The sequence below is a fragment of the Gordonia sp. BP-119 genome, from assembly GCF_016924115.1.
Taxonomy (GTDB): domain Bacteria; phylum Actinomycetota; class Actinomycetes; order Mycobacteriales; family Mycobacteriaceae; genus Gordonia; species Gordonia hongkongensis.
The window spans coordinates 58112-78955 of sequence record NZ_JAFFZF010000023.1; the positions used below are offsets into that span (position 1 = coordinate 58112).

The window sequence follows — 20844 nt, forward strand, 5'->3', positions numbered from 1 at the left end:
ATGCTACTACTGCGCATAGTAGTTAACTCACATGGATCGAGGGCCGCGGTGATCGACGACCTACTCCTGCGGTGGATCGTCACCGCCATGTTCGCGATCGGAGCGATCGACAGCATTCGCACCCTAGCCGCCCACCGCAGCGACCTGCGGCTCTCAGTCGTGCACTGCCTCATGCTCCTGATGTCGCTGGCGATGATCGTCATGGCGTGGCCACAAGGCAATCAGCTCCCACTGCTGCCTCTGATGCTGCTCTTCGCTCTCGCCACAGCAATCGCGGTCGTCTTCGCGGTGCCGAAGACGACCGCGCGGCGGCTTTACGTCTCTACCGCAGTGATGATGGCCTCGATGGTGTGGATGTATGCGGTGATGAGCCGGCACAATTCCACATCCGCCGTTCCCGCTGCCACCGCCCCCGCACACCACGGAGGCCCGTCGGGGGCCGACGCCATCAACGAGATGACACCGCTGCACGGCCCGTCATCAGATCCCATGTGGATGGGGTCGGTCACCTTGCTACTCGTGCTCGGCTTCCTCGCGCTCACCCTCTACTGCGCAGCCCGGTCAATTCAGCTGCCACGCACCGCGGCCCCAGCGCCACCACTGTCAAACGCTGTAGCGACGCTTCGCCGCCCGCATCTAGAGTTCTCGTGGATATGCCACACGTTAACCGCCGGTGGGACAGGAATCATGTTCGCCGCTCTACTCTGACAGGCCACCCGAGCCTCAGAGTGAGCGGTCATTCCCGATATCGCTACGGCCGCCGCGCAGCGCATGCTCATCACTGTCGCGTCTGCGGCTGTTCATGACCGTAACGCAGAAGCGATATCGCCGGGAACCGGCATCGGGCGCATCAGACCGGCGGCAACACGTCCGGTGTTGCCCTCGGGGTAGCGTCCGCTCAGCGATCCGGGAGCGGAAACGATGATGCGCACCACCTGGCCGAGCGCTTCGCGCCGATCATGTTGGTGCACAGCGAATCTGAACATCGAAATGTGGTTCTGAGTATGCAACCACGGGTCCGGCTGGGACACGATGTGGGCGCGTTCAAGATGGTGCCAGCGCTGCTCTGCCACCTCGGCGGCGGCGGCCGCTGCCATCTCTGCCCGGTAGAGGTCACGGGCTGCCTCACTAATGCGAGCCATCGCCAGCCTCCTCGGCGCAGCACGGATCATCCAACGCAAGTACCAGCCCGAGTAGATCGTCGAGTGCATGACCAATCCGGCTATTAGCCAGTTCATACCGACTCCGTCGACCCTCAGGTACCGCGACCACCAAACCGCATCCCCGTAGGCAGGCCAGGTGATTCGACAACGTTTGCCGCGACACCCCAATCGCCTCAGCCAAGTCCGCCGGATAGGCTCCACCATGGCGCAACCGAACCAACACCTGCGTTCGCGTCGAATCGGATAGTGCGTATCCAAACCTCGTCAACGCGTCATGCTGCGCTTCTACCACCGTGCTCACGCCAAAATGATACATGACTCGATGTATTCACGCACATCTGAACAGTAAAGGTCAGGACTTCCGTCCGGCTCGATTAAGGCATAATCCTTTGCCTGTGCCTGACATAGCATAAGTTATCGGCGAAATATGTTGTGCTGCTTTATATTACGTCACCAGTGACGTAATGCAACGCGAACTAGCAGTTCAAGGAGACCGATCATGGCAACGCGGACCACGGTGCGCACCGAGTTCCTGTGCGACGTTTACACCTGCGCACTTGAAGGCGGTATCGGCTACTGGTCGACCTGTACCGACTATCGCTGGAGCAGTGATCCGCGAGCGACTGTCGAGGAAAGCTCCGGCGATCCGCACGTGATCACGCTCGACACGATCGCCCGGGGCGTGAACTCCATCGTCAATGGCGCAGCAATGATTCCGGATGTGCAGCGTCGTAGGATCGCCGCCGCTGTCCGCACCCACGATGCCGAGACCATCGACGCGACAGATGCAGACGCCATTGTTCAGGCGGCACTGTTTGGCTCCCTCGTCTACGGGTGAGACCAGCGGTCACTGCGGTCTCGACGAGCTGAGGTGTTTCCGATTGCGGTGCCGATGTAGTGCTGAGCGGATAGTGGGCCCTGGTCCGAGTTCTTTCGCGATCGACAGTTCGCCGGCCATCAGCAACGCCAACCACCCGAGAATGGCTAGCGTCCATCCTGCCCCGACGAAGACTCCCGACGGCCACGCGGTGGCGGTAATCCGCCAGAGCGCGCAGAAGCCAGCGAGGAGCACGCCGACGGGCAGGGTAGCCAGGCCGACCAGGCCGGTGGTCCATTTGAACCGGGCGGGCGGCGGTGTAGGTCCAAGCTCAGGGTGCGGCTGCCAGCGCACCGCCCGAACAGGTTGTGTTGCCGCGTCTATGACAGCGGCCACGCCGAATCTCGACCAGTAGACGAGGCCGCTCAGGAGCAGGATCTGCCAGACGAATCCGGCCGCTACCGCTTGATTCAATGCGGCGTCCTTTCTTCACGGTCTGAACAGGCGTGATTGGTGGCTCAATCGCCGATGCGCGATGCGCACCGCCGGCAGAAGGTACCGGTGTGTTGACGGGTATGCCCATCGGGTAGCCGTTGGGTTTCCGTCGCGAGGGTGGGGCTGTGGCCTACTACGGCGCAGATGACGGGTATCCCTGTACCGCTGTCATATTCGGCGTCGGAACGCACCCAAGAACTTCATGCGCAACGCGACAAACGCCGCGACGCCTACGCCCACGGCGATGACGATCGCCAGGGGGAATGGCAGCACCGTGCGGAAGAAAATGAGCCCGGCAATCATGATCGCCGCAGGGATCAGCAGGGTCATGACGATGAAAGAGCGAGACTCGCCGTCCTCGCTCGGTGTCTGGCGCCCTCCGAGTATGAGTCCGATAGTCGCCGCGCCCACCCAGAACACCGCAATCATCACCCATCCCACGGCCGCGCCCCATGCGCCGGACGGGACGATCGACGTGTCGGGAAAGTTGGCGTCAGCAGCAAGGATCATCGGCGTTGTCCTTCCGGATTGGTTCGACCGGTGTCGAAGCCGAGGGCACGAAGGTGCTGGACATCGGGAATGCGAACCCGCGCAATGAGGAAGCACTCGACCGCTCCCGCAACAAGCACCACAGCGCCGCACACCCACGTCGTGGTGTTTCCGTCGTTGAGGGCGGCTGCGGTGGCGCCGCATACGACTGTGATCGCCGCAAAGGTCATCGCAACTCGCTGGAATTGCCGTGCACGGGCAACAGCGGTCGCGGCGTCCTTGTGTGGGCGAGGCTGAAAACGGTTAACGCGTTGCCGAATTACCCCGGCGGTGATTATTGTGACGGCTCCGGCAAAGAGCAGGATGATCGCCGTGGTTTCCATAGGTGTTATTTCCTTCTGTTGGCGATGAGCGCGAGGACTTCGGCGACTTCCTCGTTCTCAGTGACCTCGCCGCGTGCCGAGCGGGTCAGGAACTCAATGTCGTCACGTTGCGGGTTCCAGCCGTCGAGGACGTTGTTGTCGATCGCCTGCACGACACCGCGGACCTGCAGATCGGTGAGTCCTGAGAACAACTCCGGCCAACGGGCGATCCACTGTGACTCGATCATCACTCACCTTTCGGATTGGTTCACCTGTAAGGCACTGTCGCACAGTGGTCCGACAGTCTCGCGTCGGCGACACTGCGGTGGGCGGGGGTGAGCCCTACCAAGGGCCGTCATCTCCACCATCGACGCCCGACTCGATGCCACGATGCGTCCGAGAGTCACACAGGTCATCAATCCGGAAGTAGCTGCGAAGCAGGTATGTCGAAGTGGTCAGCGATCCGGTACAGCGTCCCGACGGTGATGTTCTCACCGCCGGACTCGATCGCCGACAAGTGTGTCCGGTGCACGCCAACAGCTTTGGCTACTTCGGCCTGCGTCTGACCGCGACCGGTCCGCGCGTCACGCACCCGGCTGCCCAGCTCCCGAAGTCTCTCCACGATGTTGACTATAACCCACACCTATGTAGACTAAAACCATCATCGCTGATGATGCGGTGAACCTTCGCTGCCGACTCGGGCAGAAACAAGAGTGGTCCGCGGGTGCTGGAACACCCACGGACCCGACGCACACCACGGAAAGGGCCGTGACATGCACCAATGCCCCACTCTACTCGAACAAGCCTCCGGCTATCTCGCCGCCGATCACACCATCCGCCGCATCACCCCGACCGCCCGGGCGAGCGCCGCAGCGGCGATCCTGGCGCACTACCCGCCGACCTCGGCGTTCGATGCTGGATTCCGACAGCGGCTTGTCGAGTTCACTCCTGACGTGGCGTCTGCCGATCAGCGAAAGGGGCGGTAGGCCAATGGAGTTCGCAACTCTCGGAGTCCTGGCCGACGCAGCTCCCCTCATACCGGAGGCCCCTGAGGCCTTTGTGCAGGTGGCGGCCAATCTCGGATGGGGGGCCTCGATCATCGGGGTGGTCATCTTGTTGGGGGCGGGCCTGCGAGCCGCCATTGCGAAGAAATCAGGCGGGGGCGCCGCCGCCGTCGTTCCACTTGCGGTCGGTGGTGTCATCCTCTCCTCCGTCGGACTCGTTCTGACACTGGTCGGCCCCGGCCCGGATCGGGACAGGCAGCCAACCTCCCCCGACGCGTCCCCCGCGCCACCGCCGCCGGCCCCGGCCGAGCAGACACCGTCTGCCCCCGAGGCGCCCACCGACTACACGACGCTGTGGATCATCTGCGGAGCCGCCGCGGCCAGCCTCATCGTCATCGCTGTCGCGGTTCTCGCCTGCCACAAAGTGAGCCAAGCACGTTCTCGCCGAGCCGTTCTGGTGACGAGTGTGCGTGCTCAGTGGGTCAAGGCGGCCGACGTCCTGGGCTCCATCGACGCCGAGTACGCCGCCTACCACGCCGACCTCGCCGACCGGTTGTTCGCGCGCCCACTCCTCGACGACACCAACGATCCCCGCACCGCGGCGTTCCTCGACGCCTACACCGCGGCCCACGCTGCGGCCTACGACTCCCGGCCCCTGGACAGAGACCTCGCCGACCGTGCCGTCGCCACCGCCCTCGCTGCCCGCGACGCACGGGACAGTGCCTCACGCCATGCCCGCGAGACCGGCCTGAACATCCAGCCCGCCAAGCGTGGAAAGCTCACCCGAGCACGCAAAATGCTCGACCAGGCACTGGACCCGACCATCACCGACGCCTACCGCGACAACCTGCTCGACCGCATCACCACACTCATCGCCGAGGCCGGCGCACGCCGCATCCCACCGGTCCGGGCGCTGGTCGCAGAAGCTGTTCAGCGGCAACTCAACACGGCAGTCTGTCGGCCGCAGCTGCAACAATGACCCACATTGAACGCCACCGACCTACGAAAGGGGTCAACCGTGTGGTCCTTCCTGTACTTCGCCGTCGCCTTGCAATTGGCCGGAGTCCTCGCCCTGGCTGTCGCCAACTCGGCATACCCACACCGTCGCCGAGGGGTGCGTCTGCTCGCGGCCGCACCCCCGGTGGCCTCGACCGTCACCCTTGTGACCGGCGCAGTCCTCACGATCGCCTCCGGCCAGTACCAGGCCGGCGACGTAACTCTAATCACCCTCATGGCGATCTTCTGCACCGTCGTCAACGTTTTGATCCTCGGACTGTTCGGATTCTGGGCCGAGCTACGCCGCGCGCTGGACAACCGTCGGCGGTCGTCCGGCCCGCCGGACATCGAATCCATTCCCTGACGAAGGGTCCGCATCTAGTGAACGACAGGACGATTCGCGCCGGCACCGACCGCGCCGACTTCGTCGCGCACGTCGCCGAACGCATCCGCACCCATCCCGACCCCCTGCTGAGGGCGCGGGCAGTCCAGATCGTCCTCGCCGCAGACGGCGTGCAGGCGAGCGGCAGCTTGGCAGACCCCAGAGGCGCTGTGATCGCTCACAATGAGCTACGCAGGCGGGTGGACGAGCTGGCCGCGGCCGCGGAGCTGGCCGACCTCAAACAGGACTTCCGCCTCAGCGGACAGCACCCGGCTCGACATGGCGGCGACATCGCCTTCTATGGCTTCTTCGGACTGACGGGTCCAGCAGCGTACCTCCTCGGCGCCTTCGGCTTCGAGCTGCCGCCGTCCCTGGACGGGTTCAACGTCGTAGCAATGGTCATGGCCGCTCTCACCCCCATCGCCGCCTACTGGTGCTACTACACCCTTCACCACTCCGGCCAGGATGCTCGCGGCTGGCAGGGCATAGTTGAACAGGCCGCCCACGTCGCCTACGCCGGTCGCGACGACGACACTCCCGACCAGCCGTCCGTCGCCGGGGACGACGACCTCGCCCGGCGCCGAGCCGCCGCCGCCCGCTCGCTCGATGACCTGCTCGCCGCCTGGGGGCACTACAAACTCGACACCGAAGCCTGGTACCTCACCAAACCCCTGCTGCACGACACCACCGGCACCGTTGCCACCACGGTCGCCTACACCAGCGCCATGACCGATCTCGCGGCCGCCGTCGACGCCCTAGGCGAACACTCCACCGCCAACGACGTCGACCACACACTGGCCCTCGCCGACCGCGCCTGGGCGGCCTGGCACGACGCGAATGACCACGCCGCCGCCGTCGGGCTCGACGATCGCAGCCCCACCGAACGCGCCGCGCTGCAACGCCTCAACAAACTCGTCACCCGACTCACCCGCAGCAGCGCCGACGATCCCGAACTCGCCGCAGTCAAACGCGACATCACCGCCTGCCTCGACCGCATCCACACCGTCTCGGTGTCCTGGGCCGACATCGCCGCACTGCCCGCCCTCGACCAGCAACTCATCCCGCAGTTGCCCACCGGCGCCGCCTGAGGCCACGTCGCCGAGGCGGCCAGCAGGAAGTGTCTGCGATCACAAACGCCAAGTGCGCGCGCGGCGGTGACTACAGCAAAGAGACGATTTGCTAGTGTGGCGGGACGTTCTTCTGAGTTGCCACACCCAACCGAAGATCGTTCCTCACAGGATAGGAGGGGAGGGCGGCGAACTCCCCCGAATGTGCAGCCCCCTCCCCTCCCTCCTGGCTACGCGCGGCGACGACCAGCCGGTGCGGGTCTTCACTGAGGGTCGTGGAGTGTTAGCGCCCGATCTGCTGAAGTAGTTGCGAAATCGGCACTTTCAGCGCTCCGGCGATGCGCGCCAGGGTGATGACGGTTGCCCGCCGCGATCCGTCTTCCACGCCGCGCAGCATGTTGCGCTCGACGCCGGCCTCGAGACCAAGGGCCCGCTGACTGAGGCCCAGTTCCTCGCGGCGGGTCGTGATCGCTTCTCCGAGAGCGCGTAGCAACGCAGGTTCGTCGATGTCGACGGCCATGACGGCTCCTCCTCCCCTGTCGCCCGCCAGGTCGGCGGGCACACTCGGCATGGCTGAGCCTACCGGCGAGGTCGCCACGGGCGGCAGGACGACGGCGGTGCGCCCGGCCGACGCGGGACAGCTACTCACTGCGCGGGTTTCACGATCGTCACGGTCAGCTGGTCGTCGTCGATGTGCTCGTCGAACTCCTCAATGGCCAGCCAGTGGCCGCAGACGTACTGGTCGCGCTCGGAATCGTCCATCGCTGCCCACTGCTCGGGCAGCGGGCCGACATAGCGCTGCACCCGGCGTACCAGATACGACCGCTCGACAACCTCGGTGCGCGCCAGCTCCGGCATCGCTTGCTCGACCAGCCCGACCAGGGCGGCGGCCGCGTCATGTTCAGCGTCGACACCTCCTGCGAGGTCGCAGGCTTGGCGCCACCGCTCGATGCCTGCGGCGATTGCTCGCGCATGAACGCTCATCGGTGTTGCCGCGCAGGTGTTTTCGGTGGTCGTGGCCATGTGCTGCTCCTTCTTTCCTCCGTGCCTCAGTGGTTGCCTATAGGCTACCGTTAATGGTAGTCTATAGGCAACCACTAAGGATGGAATGAGCGAGGAAACGACGATCATGGGGCACATCATCTCGAAGACAGCGGAACATCGACCGGCGCTGCGCCGCAGACGATTCCGTCACGACAACCCGACCGCGCTGGACTTGTTCTCGGGATTCGGCGGATTCACCCAGGGCATCGAGGCCGCCGGATTCGACACCATCGTCGGGGCCAACCACAACCGCTACAAGGTCGAGGTGCACGAGGCCAACCACCCGCATGTCGAGCACTGGATCGCCGATCTGATCAACACCGACTCCGACACCTACCACTCGGTGCGCGAACTCCCGGCGGCCGATCTGCTGGTCGCCGGGGTGACCTGCACCAACCATTCCCAGGCCAACACCCAGCGCGCCTACGAACAGGGTCTGACGTTGTTCGACCTCGACGACCCCGAGTTCGAGGAACGCGCCACCCGATCCGAGCGGGACCGCGCAACGGCCAACTGTGTGCTGCACTACGCCGACCAGCACCACCCCCTGCTGATCCTGGTCGAATGCACCACCGAGTTGCAGTCCTGGGGTCCAGCGGTCCCCGGCCGACGCAAGGTCGGCGACGGGTCGACGTATCGGTGGTGGCTGCGCGAGATCACCAAGCTCGGCTACGAGCACAAGGTGCTCTACCTCAACTCGATGTTCTTCGGCGTCCCCCAGAGCCGGGACCGGCTCTACATCGTGTTCTGGGACCGCACACTGCCCGCCCCCGACCTCGACCACCGCCCCCAGGCGTGGTGCGGCCCCTGCGACGAGGCCGTCGAGGCGATGTGGGCGTGGAAGACCGGCGTGCCCGCGAGCGGATCGGTGCGCTACGGCAAGCAGTACAACTACCGCTGCCCGCGTTGCTTCGGTGAGGTCTCCCCCACCGCCACACCGTCGCTGACCGCCTTGGACCTCACCCACCTGGGAACCCGGATCGGCGAGCGGGCCAAGCCGCTGGCCCCGGCGACCATGGCCCGCGCGGAGCGGTGCCGTCAGAAGTTCGCCGAGTTCCCCGCCGTGCTGATGCCGGCCAAGGCCCAACGCGGCGTGGAACGCCACCCGCTGCAACCGATGTCGACGCAAACCTCGCAGCAAGAGACCGCGCTGCTCAGTACCGGCGCGATCATGGTCGCCGCCGGAAACACCTTCGAGCGCCCCGGATCGCAGTGCCGGACCCGAACCCTGGGGCAGCCGCTGTGGACCCAGACCGCCACCAACGCCACCGGCCTGCTCACTCCCCCGGTCGCGATGGCCATCAACAACTTCCAGGGCGCACCACGCGGCCTCGATGAGGCGCTGCCCACCCAGGGCGGTTCGGAAACCCTGAGCATCGTGTCCTCCGGTGTGGTGCCCTTCCGCAAACACACCACCCCGACCAGCCACGCCCAGGCCATGCCGACGGTCACCGCCGAACAGACCCCCGGCCTGCTCACCGCGACCGGCGACCCCGCGCTGCTCGCGGGCTGGTTCAAGCAGAACGGCAGCACCGGCACCGAGACCGCCGCGCACCCGCTCACCGATCCGCTGGGCACCCTGACCAGCCGCGACACCACCGCCCTGCTGGCCACTCACTGGCGCGACGCCCTCGCCGACATCCCGCTCGATGAGTGCTTCTTCCGCATGATGACCCCGCACGAGGTCGGCCGCGGCTGCGGATTCGACCCCGACTTCGGCGACCACAAGGGCACCTTCACCGTCTGGGGCAAAGGCCGCGACCAGATCGACGGCTACGGCAACGCCGTCACCCCACCCGTCCCGCTGTGGATCGGCACCCGCCTACGCGAAGTCCTGCACCCCACCAGCGGATGATGACGTCGACCGCCCCGGCACACCGTGACCACTGTGCCGGGGCATCCGGCCCAGTCCACACGGACGGGCCGCGCTCGGACAGCTCGGAAAGCCTCACCGATCACGCCCGTTGCTATTATTGCTGCATGATTGACGCTGGCCGGTGGGGTGCGATCCGCGACCTGGCTGATCGCCAGTTCGGGCTGTTCACCACCGCCCAGGCCCGCAACCTCGGCGTCGCGCCGTATGTCCTGGCTCGCCTCGCTTCCCGTGAGGCCATCGTCCGGGTACACCACGGTGTCTACGAGGTCCCCGAGTCCTCGGCCTGGACCACGCTCGGTGACTGGGCGGCACAGTGGTTGGCGCTGCACCCCGCCGCTGACATCGAGGACCGCCGCACCCACCCTGACAGCGTGGTGAGCCACGCCGCCGCCGCCCAGGTCCTTCGGCTGGGCACGATCACCGCATCCGGGCTCGAGCTGAGCAGCCCGCATCGCATCAACGTCCGCGACCCGTCGGTGCGCACCTGGCGCCGGCCGATCGGTGACCGCGGCCGCGACTGGGACCTCGTCGACGGACTGCCGGTGACCACACCCGCGCGCACCGTGGTCGACCTGCTGCTCACCCACGGCGACGGCGGGCACATCGGGACCGCGCTGCACACCTGCCTGACCGAATCGCTGGTCGACGCCGACGAGCTGATCGCGGCATGTGATCGGGCCGCGCCGCGCTGGAAGTACGCCTCGGGTGCTGAGCTGTTCGCCTCGTTGCTCGATCAGGCCCAGATGCCGGCCGAACCGGTGCTGGTCGGCTGATGGCGTATGCGTCCGAAGAGGCCTTCCGTGCCGGGCTGAAAGCCCGCCTGTCCGCCGAGGCTCGGACGAGCAGATTCAGCCGTGACGAGCTCGCTCAGACCGTGACCCTCCAGTTGTTCCTGGCCCGGCTGTTCCGTTCCCCCGACGCCGACCAGTGGATCCTCACCGGCGGCACCGCCCTGCAATTCCGGGCGCCGACCCAGGCCCGCCCCACCGCCGACGCCGACCTGGCGACCCGCCTCGACGCCGAACACATGCAGCACTCGCTGCGCCAGGCCGCCCACCCCGGACCCGGCGACTTCGGCGAGTTCGACATCACGATCACCGCGACTCGTAGCCCGGGCTTGTTCGCCGGGCGTATCCGTTACAAACTTGCCGGACAACGGTTCTCCGACGCCACGCTCGACCTCGCGACCCACCGGGAGATGCTGCTACCGCCCGAGACGATCAGCCCGCGCCCGGTGCTCGCGCTCGACGAACTCGACCCCATGCCCGTGATCCGGATGCAGGCCGCCGCCGAGGCAGTCGCCGACAAAGTCGCTGCCCTCTACGAGCTGCACGGCCCCCACGGCGACAGCCCCTCGACCCGCGCCCACGATCTGGTCGACCTCGTCATCCTCGCCCGCACCCAGTCGTTCGACGCCGAGCAGCTGCATGCTGCGATCTGCCACCAAGAACAGCGCCGCGACCTGACGATCCCTGCGCCGTTGGTGCTGCCCAACCCGACCTGGGAGCGCGACTACCCAGAGCGCGCCGCGCACAGCGGCTTGCCGGCGCACCTGCACCAGGCCGACGCCGCGCTCACGGCCGCCAACAGCCTCATCGAACCGATCCTGACGGGCGCGACAGAGAACGGCCAGTGGAACCCCGACGACGGTGTCTGGACTTCGGACAGGCCACGTTCGATTGGAGAACTGCTCGCCGACACCCGTGCTGCACAGGCGGCACCGCGCACACCGGCACCGGGGACCTCCCCGCGGCCATCGTCGCGTAGCACAGAACGCTCCCGCGACCACGGACCCGAGCTTTAGATTTGACCAGCGGCCCCGCCGCAAAGCGGGAATGGCGCAGCGAAGGCAGGAGGACGCGATGCGTGATGTGTTCGGTGAGTGGTACTCCGATGGCGACGATGAGCGCCGCGATTTCGTCACTAAGGCCAGAATCGCGTTGGATGCCAACGTCCTGCTGGGCCTGTACCGGATATCGAAGGAGTCCCGCGAGAAGATCCTCGTCCAGCTCGAACGGGACGATATCCGTCCGCGCCTCTTCCTTCCCTACCGCGCCGGCTTCGAATACCACCGTCAACGACTGTCCGTCGCAGCCGATCACGCCAAGCAATACACCAGAGCGACGAACATCATCTCGGGAGTCAAGGGCAAAGGCGTCAATAGTCAGCTCCTGCAGGAACTTCGCGCGGCTATCAGGGAAGTCAAGGACACCGGAGTACAGAAACGACTACTCGACGCGGCGGACACGGCATTCAAGGAAGCCGCGACTACCATCGACGGAGCGATACGGGCAGAGCGTGAGTCGAATATCCTCCACCCCAAACAAATTCAGACAGATGACCCAATCCGGGATCGTATCGAGAAGCTGTTCACCGATGCCGGTCAGATCGGTCGTCGGCGGACATCGACCGACCTCCGGGCATGGGAGGACCAGGCACGTGCTCGGCTCGCCGCTGCCATGCCCCCCGGGACCGGAGTCGATGAGTCCAAGCGGGACGGCGGGATCGGTGACCCACTCATCTGGATGGAGATGATGGACCTGGCCCGAGCTGTCGAGCAGGACGTGCTGTTTGTGAGCGACGACATGAAGGCAGACTGGCGTCAGATCGTTGACGACAAGGACTTCGGGCCTCTACCTGACCTTCTGCGTGAGTTCGCTGACGAAACCGGCCAGCGATACCACCACGTGAACTCGGACACCTTCCTCGAAGACCTCAACACCTATCTCGACGCCGATGTGGACAACGATGTGATCGACGAGGTCAAGAATGCACGCATTTCTGTCTCCGATTCTGGTTCGAGGATCGTTCTGCCCGAAGAGACTATGGAGCGCCTGAGGGAATGGGTTCGCACCAACGAGGCGTTTGACACGACGCTGCGCTCCGAGGCGTTCCGGAACTTCATGTACGGGGAAGACAATCCCGCATCTAAGTCGTTCCAGAAGTTTATGTACGGGCCAGGCAATCCGGCATCTAACCTCGATGTTTCGTGAGGTGGCGGTCCCTTGTTGAGTGGCCCGGTTGGGTGGTCTGAGGACCGGATTTCGGGCGTGGGCCGTGTGGTGTTGTCCGAGGCGTCGGTGTGCGTCGGGTTTCACGGCCCCGAGGTGTGAATGTCCTTTCTGGATCGAAGGTTGGTCGGCCTGGTGGTCAGGCCGGCGCTGGAAGTGCTGCAAGCCTTGCTAGCCCGTCGAGTAGCAGATCGACGTGCGGAGCGTGGGTGGCCAGCTTCATGCGGGTTCGCCGGGCGTGGCGGCTGATCTTGGCCGCGATCGAGAACACGCGGTGGCGCAGTCGCTTGGGTTCCCACCGGCGAGCAGGGTGATCGGTGAACGCGAGCATCTGCGTCCAGGCGATCAACTCGCAGGCGAGCATCACGATCGCGCACCAGATCCGGTTCTGATCGAAGCCGTGCAGCGGGAGATTCGTCAGGCCACAGTCTTTGGCGGTACGGACCCGGTCCTCACATCGAGCCCGCCGCCGGTGACACAGCTTCAGATCAGCGAGTTGGCCACGGACGGTGTTGGTGGCGAACGCGGTCAGCCGCAACCCATCACGGTCGGTGAACCGCAATTGTGCACCCGGGTGCGGCCTCTCCTTCCGGACGATCACACGCATCCCCTGCGGCCAGCCCGATAGGTCGATCAACCCGGTCAACTCGGCCACCCACGCCCCGTCGCGTTGCACGCCGTCGGCATCGTAGGCCGGGGTCCACGCCTCGGGACTGATCCGGTCGGTTGCGGCCGCGATGGTCTCGGTCAGCCCGAATCCCACTGAATAGGCCAGGCGCCGGCGGGTGAGATAGCCGAGGAACTCGTGGGTGCCGCCGGCCGAGTCGGTGCGTACCAGCACCGACTTGCCGACCCGATACCCCTGCACCGTCGGTAGCTGCTCGAGTGCGGCGGCGGTGACCGTGATGTGGTCGGCGGCGGTGTTGGCGCCGGCGTTGCCGGGCCGCAATTGGATGGCCAGGGGTTCGCCAGTGCCCTGGCTACCGTGATCGACAAACGCACACAGCGGGTGGAAACCGAACCCGCGCTTGTAGGTTGGTGCCGCATCCTGTTTCTCCGAGTGCGCGGTCACCAAGGTTGCGTCGAGATCGACGATCAGGGGATCGCCAGTATCGGCGTCGTGATCGGGGGCGGACGTGGCGGCTGCTGACCAGCACTCTGCCCGGGCAGCAGCGCGGGCGGAGTTGATGGCCGTCAATGCCGCTGGGGCGTCGGCGGCCAACGCCGAGATCAGTCGTGACACCGTGGGGTCAGAGGCGACCTGACCGAATACGGCGGGGTCGGCGCGCAGTTGGTTGATGTCGGCCAGACAATCACCGCCGATCGCGACTGCCACGGCCAGATCCGTGATGATCTTGCCTGGATCGTGGGTCGCCAGGGGTTTACGCCACGGTGTCAACGCGTCCGATAAATCGGTGGTCAGGCCCGTTTTCTCGGCTGTCCGCAGCAACACCGTGGCGCCGGCTTGCGACACTACCCCGGTTCCGGTGCCATCTGCAGACAGCACGGGATAGGGCGACGTAGACTTACTCACCTGAATGGTGCTCCTCGATCTGGTCCGATTGATGACTTCGCAATCTCAATCATCCCAGGTCAGGGCACCATTCTTCATTCACGACACGGAATCAGCGTGAAAGCACGAGGCTAGCTCCCGCACGGCCGCGGACAGCTCATCGCGTGACGATGCCCTTGCCAGAGTGGTGCCTTGTTCTTCGTCCACCGATCCGGGGGCTACAGGTCGTGGCGCTGCTGCGGATCGGTCGTCGGCGGACACGCCAGCCATGAGCGCTGGGGTGTTCGTTGGATTGTGACGATCGGCGAGCGCGGTGGCCGCGGCCCCGCCGGCTACACAGAGAACCACCGCGGCCACGAGCGATCCACTCAGCCCGGCAACGGCCGTCGACCTGGCTGATGCGCCCGAGACCTTCTCGTCGTCGAGCACGTCGAGAAAAGCAGATCGAACTTGCTGACTGCCTTGGCAATCGAGACCGGACGCCCGCTCCCATGGAGCAGTAGGCGGTGCGGCCCTGGGTTCCTGCCGAGATCGACCGTGCGCGGTGTGCGCGGTGGCCCGAAACCCCTATGATCGAACCGGGCTGCGCGCGGCCATACATCATGCGAGCGAGACGTGTATGGACGGCCATCGCGAGGTAGATATGAAGATGAAGACGTCCCGGGCGCACCCCCCGACCGAGCGTGCGACGCGCGCGGGGGAACAGAGGTAGCGGGCCGGATGGACCTGACCACAGCTTCGGGGGAGGGAGGCATCCGATGTCGCCCCGCCGCACGCGCGACACCCGAAGGCTGCGGCCCCGTGGCTCCGAGGGTGAAGGCCGCCGAGGCACCGCGAGGGGACGTGTGCATACCAATGGGGAGCGGGCTGGGGTCAGCTTTGCGATGCCGTGCCAAGGAAGGTCCTTCAGTCCAAGAGTCGTCCCGGATGGAACAGATCGATATCAAACGAGCCACGAACAGGTTACTACTACGTGGGTTAGTTTCTCTCCGCGCGGGCGCGCCGAACCGGCGCCCCTCACGGTTCCATCAGCGTTTTAAGTTGACCAGTGGGTCAGGGCTATGCGCTGGGGCGGAAACAGTTCGCAACGATGACAGCGCCCGACTAAAGCGTTTGCACGAGCGACCCCGCTAGGCGCGGTAGAAGCCCCACGTTGCCGGAGGCCTTGAACTACGTCGATGGTAGTAGTGCCACAGTGGTAGTAGTGCCACAACGGTGCAGCGCCCCTGAGCACAACCATGGACCAACCGAAGGACGGCTGTCTACCGGTTACGGCCTCGAATAGCACTTCATTCTTTGGAGCCGATCGCCGCTGTCCTCCGTGATCTGGGCCGTGCAGACCGGGACGACGGTCAGAGGCCGAATGCGCCGCCGCTGACGAGGATGACGATTCCGAGAACGATCAGCACGAGCGGGAACAGGATGTGTTCCCACCGTTCCAAGATCTCGGCGATGGCCTTGCGGGTGGTGAGGAACTTCGCGGTGAACACCAGCACGGCGACCAAGAGCAGGAACACGACCGAGTAGGCGACGATCGCCGCTGTACCCACGGTCGCGAAGACCGGGACGTAGACGCCGATGTTGTCGCCGCCGTTGGCGAAGGTCACCGCCGCCACCGTCCAGACCGCGACCTTCTTGCCCTCGAACCGTTCATCGTCGTCGCCGTTGTTGCGCCATGCTCTCCAGGCGGCGAGCAGACCGAGCAGCAGAGGAATGAGCCCGAAGTAGGCGATGGCTTCTTCGGGCAGCAGCGCCGTGACTCCCAGCGCTACGAGGACCGACACGGCGAGGATCGCTCCGAAACCGAGATATTGTCCGGTCGCGATGGCGGCCGTTGTTCCGCGGGTTCCCGCGCCGCGGGCGAAGAACAGCGAAAGCACGATGATGTCGTCGATGTTGGTCACCAGGAAGAGTCCGATGGCCTGCAGGATCGAGGTAACCATTCCGGCGGATGCCCTTTCTCTGGGAGTGCACTGCTGCTCGGCTGACACGCAGTTGTGTCGCGTGCCGTAGCCGCTGTCATGGGAGTGGCTATTTCAGTTTCGATCACGCGCCGGTGATGTCGGCGCGGGCGCAGGAGTGTGGTTGGGGAGTTTGGCGGCGATGGCCGCGGCCAGTAGTGCGCTGATGGCGGCGCTGGCAAGGAACACTGCGGACATGGCGTGGCTGTAGGCGTGGGCGCTGGACGCGGCCAGATCGGCGCCCGCTGGGCCGGGAATCTGGGTCGCGGCAAGTTGCGCTCCGGCGATGTTGTCACGCGCCGCGCTGACCACTGGTTCGGGCAGGCCGCTCAGGTGGGGGTCGAGGTCGCGGGTGTAAACGACGGTGAGCAGGGTGCCCAGGATCGCGACGCTGAACGCGGCACCGACCTGTCGAATGGCCATCAGCAACCCAGCTCCTGCGGCGCTGCGATGCTCGGGCAGGCTCGCCATGACCGCGTCGACAGCCGGCGCCAACGCCAGCCCGGCTCCCAGGCCCACGGTCGCCAGGCACACCGCGACGAAGCCGTAGCCGGAGTCGACGGTGATGCGGGATGCGAGCACGAATCCGGCCGCGGCGATCACCATGCCGGTGGCGATCGGGATTTTGGCGCCGAGTCGGGTCACGATCTTGTCCACAGCGGCTGCGGCGACGATGATCGCCAGCACCAGAGGCACCAAGCGCAGGCCGGTGCCGAAGGCGTCGTGGTAGCGCAGTATCTGCAGGTATTGCGGCAGCACGAACAGCACGCCGACCAGGGTGAAGGTGCCCGCGGTTGCGGCCAGGGTGGGCCAGGTGAAGGCCGGATTGGTGAACAGTGCCAGATCGACCAATGGGTCGCGGGCACGGCTTTCCCACACCAGAAATCCCGCGATCAGCCACACACCGGCCGCCAGAGCCGCGAGCACGACGGGATCGGTCCACCCGTACGCGGGAGCCTGGATGATGCCGAATACCAGCGCCGCCGTACCGGGCACGGCGGTGAGGATCCCGAGCCAGTCCAACGCCGGTGCATGCGGGTCGACCGATTCGGGCAACAGCACCACACAGGCAACCAGGGCGGCGACACCGACCGGGACGTTGATCAGAAACACCGAGCCCCACCAGAAATGCTGCAGCAGCCAGCCACCGACGATCGGCCCCAGCGGCAACCCGACACCCAGTGCACCGACCCACACCGCGATCGCGCGGCGACGCTGGTCGGGGCCGAACAGGGTCGGCAGGATCCCCAGCGACAGCGGCACGATGATCGCGGCCCCGATGCCCATGACCGCGCGGGCGGCGATCAGCGAGCCGGTGGACCCGCTGAAAGCGGCCCAGGCCGAGGCGGCGACGAAGGCGACCAAACCTATCAGCAGCAGCCGTTTGCGACCGTAGCGGTCACCGAAGCCGCCGGCGGGCAGCATGAGCGCGGCGAAGACCAGGGTGTAGGCGTTGACGATCCACTGCAACTGGGTGGTGCTCGCGCCGAGGTCTTGGGCCAGGGTGGGCAGGGCGACGTTGAGAACCATCAGGTCCAGCCCGACGGTGAGCAGGGCGACGACCAGCGCCGCCAGCCCTGCCCACCGACGTGACGGGCCCGGCTCAGTCCCGGTCGTCGGCGTGGTGTTCGGGTGAGAGTGGTTCTCGCTCATCGGAGTTTCCGATCAGAGTGGCGATGATGAGGGCGGTCGCGCCGAGCACGATGAAGGTGTCGGCGAGGTTGAAGGTGGGCCACCAGCCGGTGTGCAGGTAGTCGGTGACCACACCGTCGGGGGCCCGGTCGATGACGTTGGCGGCGGCACCGCCCAGGATCGCGGCGAGCGCGACGCGGGTGAGCAGGTTCGCGCGCGGCGCGACCACCCATCCGCCGACCGCGACCGCGGTGGTGATCACCGTGGTGAGCGTGAGCATCACCCAGCTCGGTGCGTCGGCGGCGATCGAGAACGCCGCTCCCGGGTTGAACGCCAACTTAAGGTCCACCGGACCCGCCTCGATCGGGGCCCCGGCCAGCGTGGTCTGCGCCCACGCTTTGAGCGTGAGGTCGATACCGGCCAGCGCGGCCGCGGCAGCGACCCACCGCAGTCGCCGCCCCCACCGCGACACGGTGGGAGCAGACGACGCGGTGGCGGTCACGCGGGCGCTCCGGCCAGTACCGGTGCGGGCTTTGCCGCCGAATCGGTCAGCGAGGCCAGGGGTTTGGTGCGTCCGGCGCGGACACCGTTGGCGATGACGACGATCTCGGCGAGTTCGTGCACCAGCACCACCGCCGCCAACCCGAGAATCCCGAACAGCGCGAGCGGGATCAAGATCGTGATCAACCCCAACGACAAACCGACGTTTTGCAACATGATCCGGCGAGCCCGACGAGCGTGCTCGAGAGCCCGCGGCAGGTGCCGCAGGTCCTCACCCATCAACGCCACATCCGCGGTTTCGATAGCGACATCGGTGCCCATCGCGCCCATCGCCACACCGAGGTCGGCGGTTGCCAGTGCGGGGGCGTCGTTGACGCCGTCGCCGACCATCGCGGTGAACCGGTCGCTGCGCAGTTCGCCCACGATGTGGGCCTTGTCCTCCGGGCGCAGATCCGCGTGCACGTCCTCGATCCCCGCCTCAGCGGCCAGAGCGGCGGCGGTGCGGGCGTTGTCACCGGTGAGCATCGAGACCCGGATTCCCAGCGCGTGCAATCGGTCGATGACCTCGTGTGCCTCGGGCCGCAGTTCGTCGCGCACAGCGATCGCACCGATCACCTGGCCGTCGAGCTCGATCAGCACCGCGGTCGCCCCCGCGTGCTGCATCCGTTCCACATCGGCGGCCAGAACACCCGGTTCGATCCAGCCCGGACGGCCCAGCCGCGCCCGGCGTCCGTCGACGCGGCCGGTCAACCCGGCACCGGTGACCGCCTCGACGTCGGTGGCGGGAGTGACGGTGTCGACGGCGGCGAGGATGGCGCGGGCGAGGGGATGTTCACTGCGCGATTCCAGCGCGGCCGCGACCGCCAGCACCCGGTCCCCGTGCACACCGCCGGTGGCGGCGATCTCGACGACGGCAGGCTTGTTCGCCGTCAGCGTGCCGGTCTTGTCCAGCGCGACCTCGCGCACCCGGCCCATCGCCTCGAGTGCGGCACCGCCCTTGACCAGCACACCCAGCTTGCTCGCCGCACCGATCGCGGCGACCACGGTCACCGGCACCGAGATCGCCAGCGCGCACGGTGAGGCGGCGACCAGCACCACCAGCGCACGTTCGATCCAGGTGACCGGATCCCCGAAGAGCGCGCCAATCACCGCGATGGCTGTGGCGGCGATCATGATGCCGGGCACCAGCGGTTTGGCGATCTTGTCGGCCAAGCGTTGAGCGTCGCCCTTGCGGGCCTGCTCGGCCTCCACGATCCGCACGATCCGTGCCAGGGAGTTGTCCTCGGCGGTCGTGGTGACCTCGACGGTCAGCACACCGGTGCCGTTGATCGCCCCGGCGAACACCTCCGCGCCCGGCCCGGCTTCTACCGGTACCGATTCGCCGGTGATCGCCGAAACATCCAGCGCGCTACGCCCGTCGACGATCACCCCGTCGGTCGCGACCCGCTCACCGGGGCGCACCAGCATCCGATCCCCGACGCGCAGCTCGGCAGGGGCGATGACGGTTTCGGTGCCGTCGCGTAGCACGGTGGCCCGGTCCGGTACCAGGTTCAACAGGGCGCGCAGCCCGCGGCGGGTGCGCGCGACCGCGTACTCCTCGAGGCCCTCGCTGATGGAGAACAGGAACGCCAGCATGGCGGCTTCGCCGACCTCGCCGAGGATCACCGCGCCGATCGCGGCGATCGTCATCAGCGTGCCGACACCGATCTTGCCCTTGGCCAGCCGTTTGAGCGTGGAGGGGACGAAGGTGTATGCACCGACGAGCAGTGCGGCGATCTCCAACCCCAACTCGACGGCGCGTGGGCCGCCGGTCCAGCCGACGATCAGTGCCGCGACCAGCAGCACTCCGGCGACCGCGGCGGCGCGCAGTTCACTGACTTCCCAGAGCTTTTCGGGTTCGCGTTCCTCGGCCTCGCCGTCACCGGCGGGTTCGTCGTGGCCGCAGCCGCATGCGTCGCTCATGCTCGTACCTCCGCGCTCTCCGTCTCGGTGGTGGAGTCGGTGCCGTAGTTCGGGCACAACGCCACCGCATTGCCTGTCGCCGCGAGCAAGGTCTCTGCCGAGGCGAGTAGGTCCATCAACTCCGGGCGGGCCAGGCTGTAGAACACCTGCCGCCCTTGCGGGCGGCCCACGACCAGCCCGCAGTCGCGCAGGCACGCTACGTGCGCCGATACCGTTGACTGAGCCAGTCCGAGCCCGGCCATCAGGTCCAAGACCCGCGCTTCCCCGCACGCCAGCCGGTGCACGATCGCCAACCGTGTCGCATCGGAGAGGCTGTGGAACAGGGCCACCGCCGGATCCAACCCCTGCGTCTCGACGAGGCAACCCCCGCCATCATTAATCGCCATAAAGCGATGATAGCGGCGAAAGCTATTGATATCGAGTGAGAGTGTGATTAATCTCGTTTCAACGATTACATCGTGATATGGCGATCAATTCGTGGTCGCTACGGAGGGAGGACGCGTGAACCAGCAGAAGTCCGCCGTCGTCGAGAACTCGCCTCAGCAACCATCGCCGCCGGGCTCGCCCGG

General features: G+C 66.3%; 24 protein-coding genes. 10 read left to right on the forward strand and 14 right to left on the reverse strand.

The annotated features are described in order from the left end of the window. Positions 1-48: 48 nt before the first annotated feature. Positions 49-708: a DUF5134 domain-containing protein gene (locus JW364_RS14420; RefSeq protein ID WP_055476902.1), complete on the forward strand. Its 660-nt coding sequence runs from the start codon at positions 49-51 to the stop codon at positions 706-708. Positions 709-800: 92 nt separating this feature from the next. Here the strand turns inward: JW364_RS14420 and JW364_RS14425 are convergent, their stop codons facing one another. Both JW364_RS14425 and JW364_RS14430 read right to left on the reverse strand, forming a co-directional pair. Then, positions 801-1142 carry a DUF3703 domain-containing protein gene (locus JW364_RS14425; protein ID WP_055476920.1) on the reverse strand — a complete coding sequence of 114 codons (342 nt, stop codon included), beginning with the start codon at positions 1140-1142 and terminating at the stop codon, positions 801-803. Then, positions 1129-1479, reverse strand: a complete 351-nt coding sequence (locus JW364_RS14430; RefSeq protein WP_078111946.1) for a helix-turn-helix transcriptional regulator — start codon at positions 1477-1479, stop codon at positions 1129-1131. The genes JW364_RS14425 and JW364_RS14430 overlap by 14 nt, the downstream gene beginning before the upstream one ends. Positions 1480-1662: 183 nt before the next feature. On the opposite strand from JW364_RS14430, the gene JW364_RS14435 reads away from it, so the two are divergent. Beyond that, entirely contained in the window at positions 1663-2001 is a 339-nt protein-coding gene (locus JW364_RS14435; RefSeq protein WP_055476903.1) for a hypothetical protein, read from the forward strand. A 642-nt stretch (positions 2002-2643) separates the two neighbouring features. On the opposite strand, the gene JW364_RS14440 is transcribed toward JW364_RS14435, so the two are convergent. The 4 genes from JW364_RS14440 to JW364_RS14455 all read right to left on the reverse strand — a co-directional run bounded on the left by JW364_RS14440 (position 2644) and on the right by JW364_RS14455 (position 3948). Then, a complete protein-coding gene (locus JW364_RS14440; RefSeq protein ID WP_055476904.1) occupies positions 2644-2985 on the reverse strand; it encodes a hypothetical protein in 342 nt (113 codons plus the stop codon). After that, entirely contained in the window at positions 2982-3347 is a 366-nt protein-coding gene (locus JW364_RS14445) for a hypothetical protein (protein WP_139115549.1), read from the reverse strand. Before JW364_RS14445 ends, JW364_RS14440 begins: the two co-directional genes overlap by 4 nt. 5 nt (positions 3348-3352) lie before the next feature. Further along, positions 3353-3574 (reverse strand): hypothetical protein, encoded by a 222-nt coding sequence (locus JW364_RS14450; RefSeq protein WP_055476921.1) that lies wholly within the window; start codon positions 3572-3574, stop codon positions 3353-3355. 167 nt (positions 3575-3741) lie between these two features. Next, entirely contained in the window at positions 3742-3948 is a 207-nt protein-coding gene (locus tag JW364_RS14455) for a helix-turn-helix transcriptional regulator (protein ID WP_165630006.1), read from the reverse strand. A gap of 151 nt (positions 3949-4099) precedes the next feature. Here JW364_RS14455 and JW364_RS14460 point away from each other — a divergent pair, with 151 nt between their 5' ends. The 4 genes from JW364_RS14460 to JW364_RS14475 are packed head-to-tail and all read left to right on the forward strand — an operon-like array spanning position 4100 to position 6796. Then, entirely contained in the window at positions 4100-4312 is a 213-nt protein-coding gene (locus JW364_RS14460) for a hypothetical protein (protein ID WP_068971509.1), read from the forward strand. Between the two features lie 4 nt (positions 4313-4316). Further along, positions 4317-5309, forward strand: coding sequence for a hypothetical protein (locus JW364_RS14465; protein WP_055476907.1), 993 nt, complete (start codon positions 4317-4319; stop codon positions 5307-5309). Positions 5310-5348: 39 nt separating this feature from the next. After that, complete coding sequence (locus JW364_RS14470; protein WP_055476908.1) at positions 5349-5690, forward strand: hypothetical protein; 342 nt, start codon at positions 5349-5351, stop codon at positions 5688-5690. A 17-nt stretch (positions 5691-5707) separates the two neighbouring features. Continuing rightward, a complete protein-coding gene (locus JW364_RS14475) occupies positions 5708-6796 on the forward strand; it encodes a hypothetical protein (RefSeq protein ID WP_055476909.1) in 1089 nt (362 codons plus the stop codon). A gap of 262 nt (positions 6797-7058) precedes the next feature. Here the strand turns inward: JW364_RS14475 and JW364_RS14480 are convergent, their stop codons facing one another. Both JW364_RS14480 and JW364_RS14485 read right to left on the reverse strand, forming a co-directional pair. Beyond that, positions 7059-7295 carry a helix-turn-helix domain-containing protein gene (locus JW364_RS14480; RefSeq protein ID WP_055476910.1) on the reverse strand — a complete coding sequence of 79 codons (237 nt, stop codon included), beginning with the start codon at positions 7293-7295 and terminating at the stop codon, positions 7059-7061. 125 nt (positions 7296-7420) lie between these two features. After that, the gene (locus JW364_RS14485; RefSeq protein ID WP_139115548.1) at positions 7421-7798 is read right to left on the reverse strand and encodes a hypothetical protein; all 378 of its coding nucleotides are present in this window, start codon (positions 7796-7798) and stop codon (positions 7421-7423) included. 85 nt (positions 7799-7883) lie between these two features. On the opposite strand from JW364_RS14485, the gene JW364_RS14490 reads away from it, so the two are divergent. The 4 genes from JW364_RS14490 to JW364_RS14505 all read left to right on the forward strand — a co-directional run bounded on the left by JW364_RS14490 (position 7884) and on the right by JW364_RS14505 (position 12688). Next, positions 7884-9674, forward strand: a complete 1791-nt coding sequence (locus JW364_RS14490; protein WP_231632807.1) for a DNA cytosine methyltransferase — start codon at positions 7884-7886, stop codon at positions 9672-9674. Positions 9675-9799: 125 nt separating this feature from the next. Next, a complete protein-coding gene (locus tag JW364_RS14495; RefSeq protein ID WP_055476912.1) occupies positions 9800-10468 on the forward strand; it encodes a type IV toxin-antitoxin system AbiEi family antitoxin domain-containing protein in 669 nt (222 codons plus the stop codon). Beyond that, the gene (locus tag JW364_RS14500; protein ID WP_205334386.1) at positions 10468-11499 is read left to right on the forward strand and encodes a nucleotidyl transferase AbiEii/AbiGii toxin family protein; all 1032 of its coding nucleotides are present in this window, start codon (positions 10468-10470) and stop codon (positions 11497-11499) included. Before JW364_RS14495 ends, JW364_RS14500 begins: the two co-directional genes overlap by 1 nt. A gap of 58 nt (positions 11500-11557) precedes the next feature. Beyond that, the gene (locus JW364_RS14505; RefSeq protein WP_137809386.1) at positions 11558-12688 is read left to right on the forward strand and encodes a PIN-like domain-containing protein; all 1131 of its coding nucleotides are present in this window, start codon (positions 11558-11560) and stop codon (positions 12686-12688) included. A 157-nt stretch (positions 12689-12845) separates the two neighbouring features. On the opposite strand, the gene JW364_RS14510 is transcribed toward JW364_RS14505, so the two are convergent. The 6 genes from JW364_RS14510 to JW364_RS14535 all read right to left on the reverse strand — a co-directional run bounded on the left by JW364_RS14510 (position 12846) and on the right by JW364_RS14535 (position 20661). Beyond that, positions 12846-14240, reverse strand: a complete 1395-nt coding sequence (locus JW364_RS14510) for an IS1380 family transposase (RefSeq protein ID WP_068972659.1) — start codon at positions 14238-14240, stop codon at positions 12846-12848. A 1331-nt stretch (positions 14241-15571) separates the two neighbouring features. After that, complete coding sequence (locus JW364_RS14515; protein WP_205334385.1) at positions 15572-16162, reverse strand: cadmium resistance transporter; 591 nt, start codon at positions 16160-16162, stop codon at positions 15572-15574. Between the two features lie 93 nt (positions 16163-16255). Beyond that, on the reverse strand, positions 16256-17833 hold the full coding sequence (locus JW364_RS14520) for a DHA2 family efflux MFS transporter permease subunit (RefSeq protein WP_005179563.1): 1578 nt from the start codon (positions 17831-17833) through the stop codon (positions 16256-16258). Continuing rightward, entirely contained in the window at positions 17784-18314 is a 531-nt protein-coding gene (gene lspA / locus JW364_RS14525; RefSeq protein ID WP_005179567.1) for a signal peptidase II, read from the reverse strand. The genes JW364_RS14520 and lspA overlap by 50 nt, the downstream gene beginning before the upstream one ends. Then, complete coding sequence (locus JW364_RS14530; protein WP_006902503.1) at positions 18311-20275, reverse strand: cation-translocating P-type ATPase; 1965 nt, start codon at positions 20273-20275, stop codon at positions 18311-18313. The genes lspA and JW364_RS14530 overlap by 4 nt, the downstream gene beginning before the upstream one ends. Next, the gene (locus JW364_RS14535) at positions 20272-20661 is read right to left on the reverse strand and encodes a helix-turn-helix transcriptional regulator (RefSeq protein ID WP_005179570.1); all 390 of its coding nucleotides are present in this window, start codon (positions 20659-20661) and stop codon (positions 20272-20274) included. The genes JW364_RS14530 and JW364_RS14535 overlap by 4 nt, the downstream gene beginning before the upstream one ends. Positions 20662-20844 lie beyond the last annotated feature (183 nt).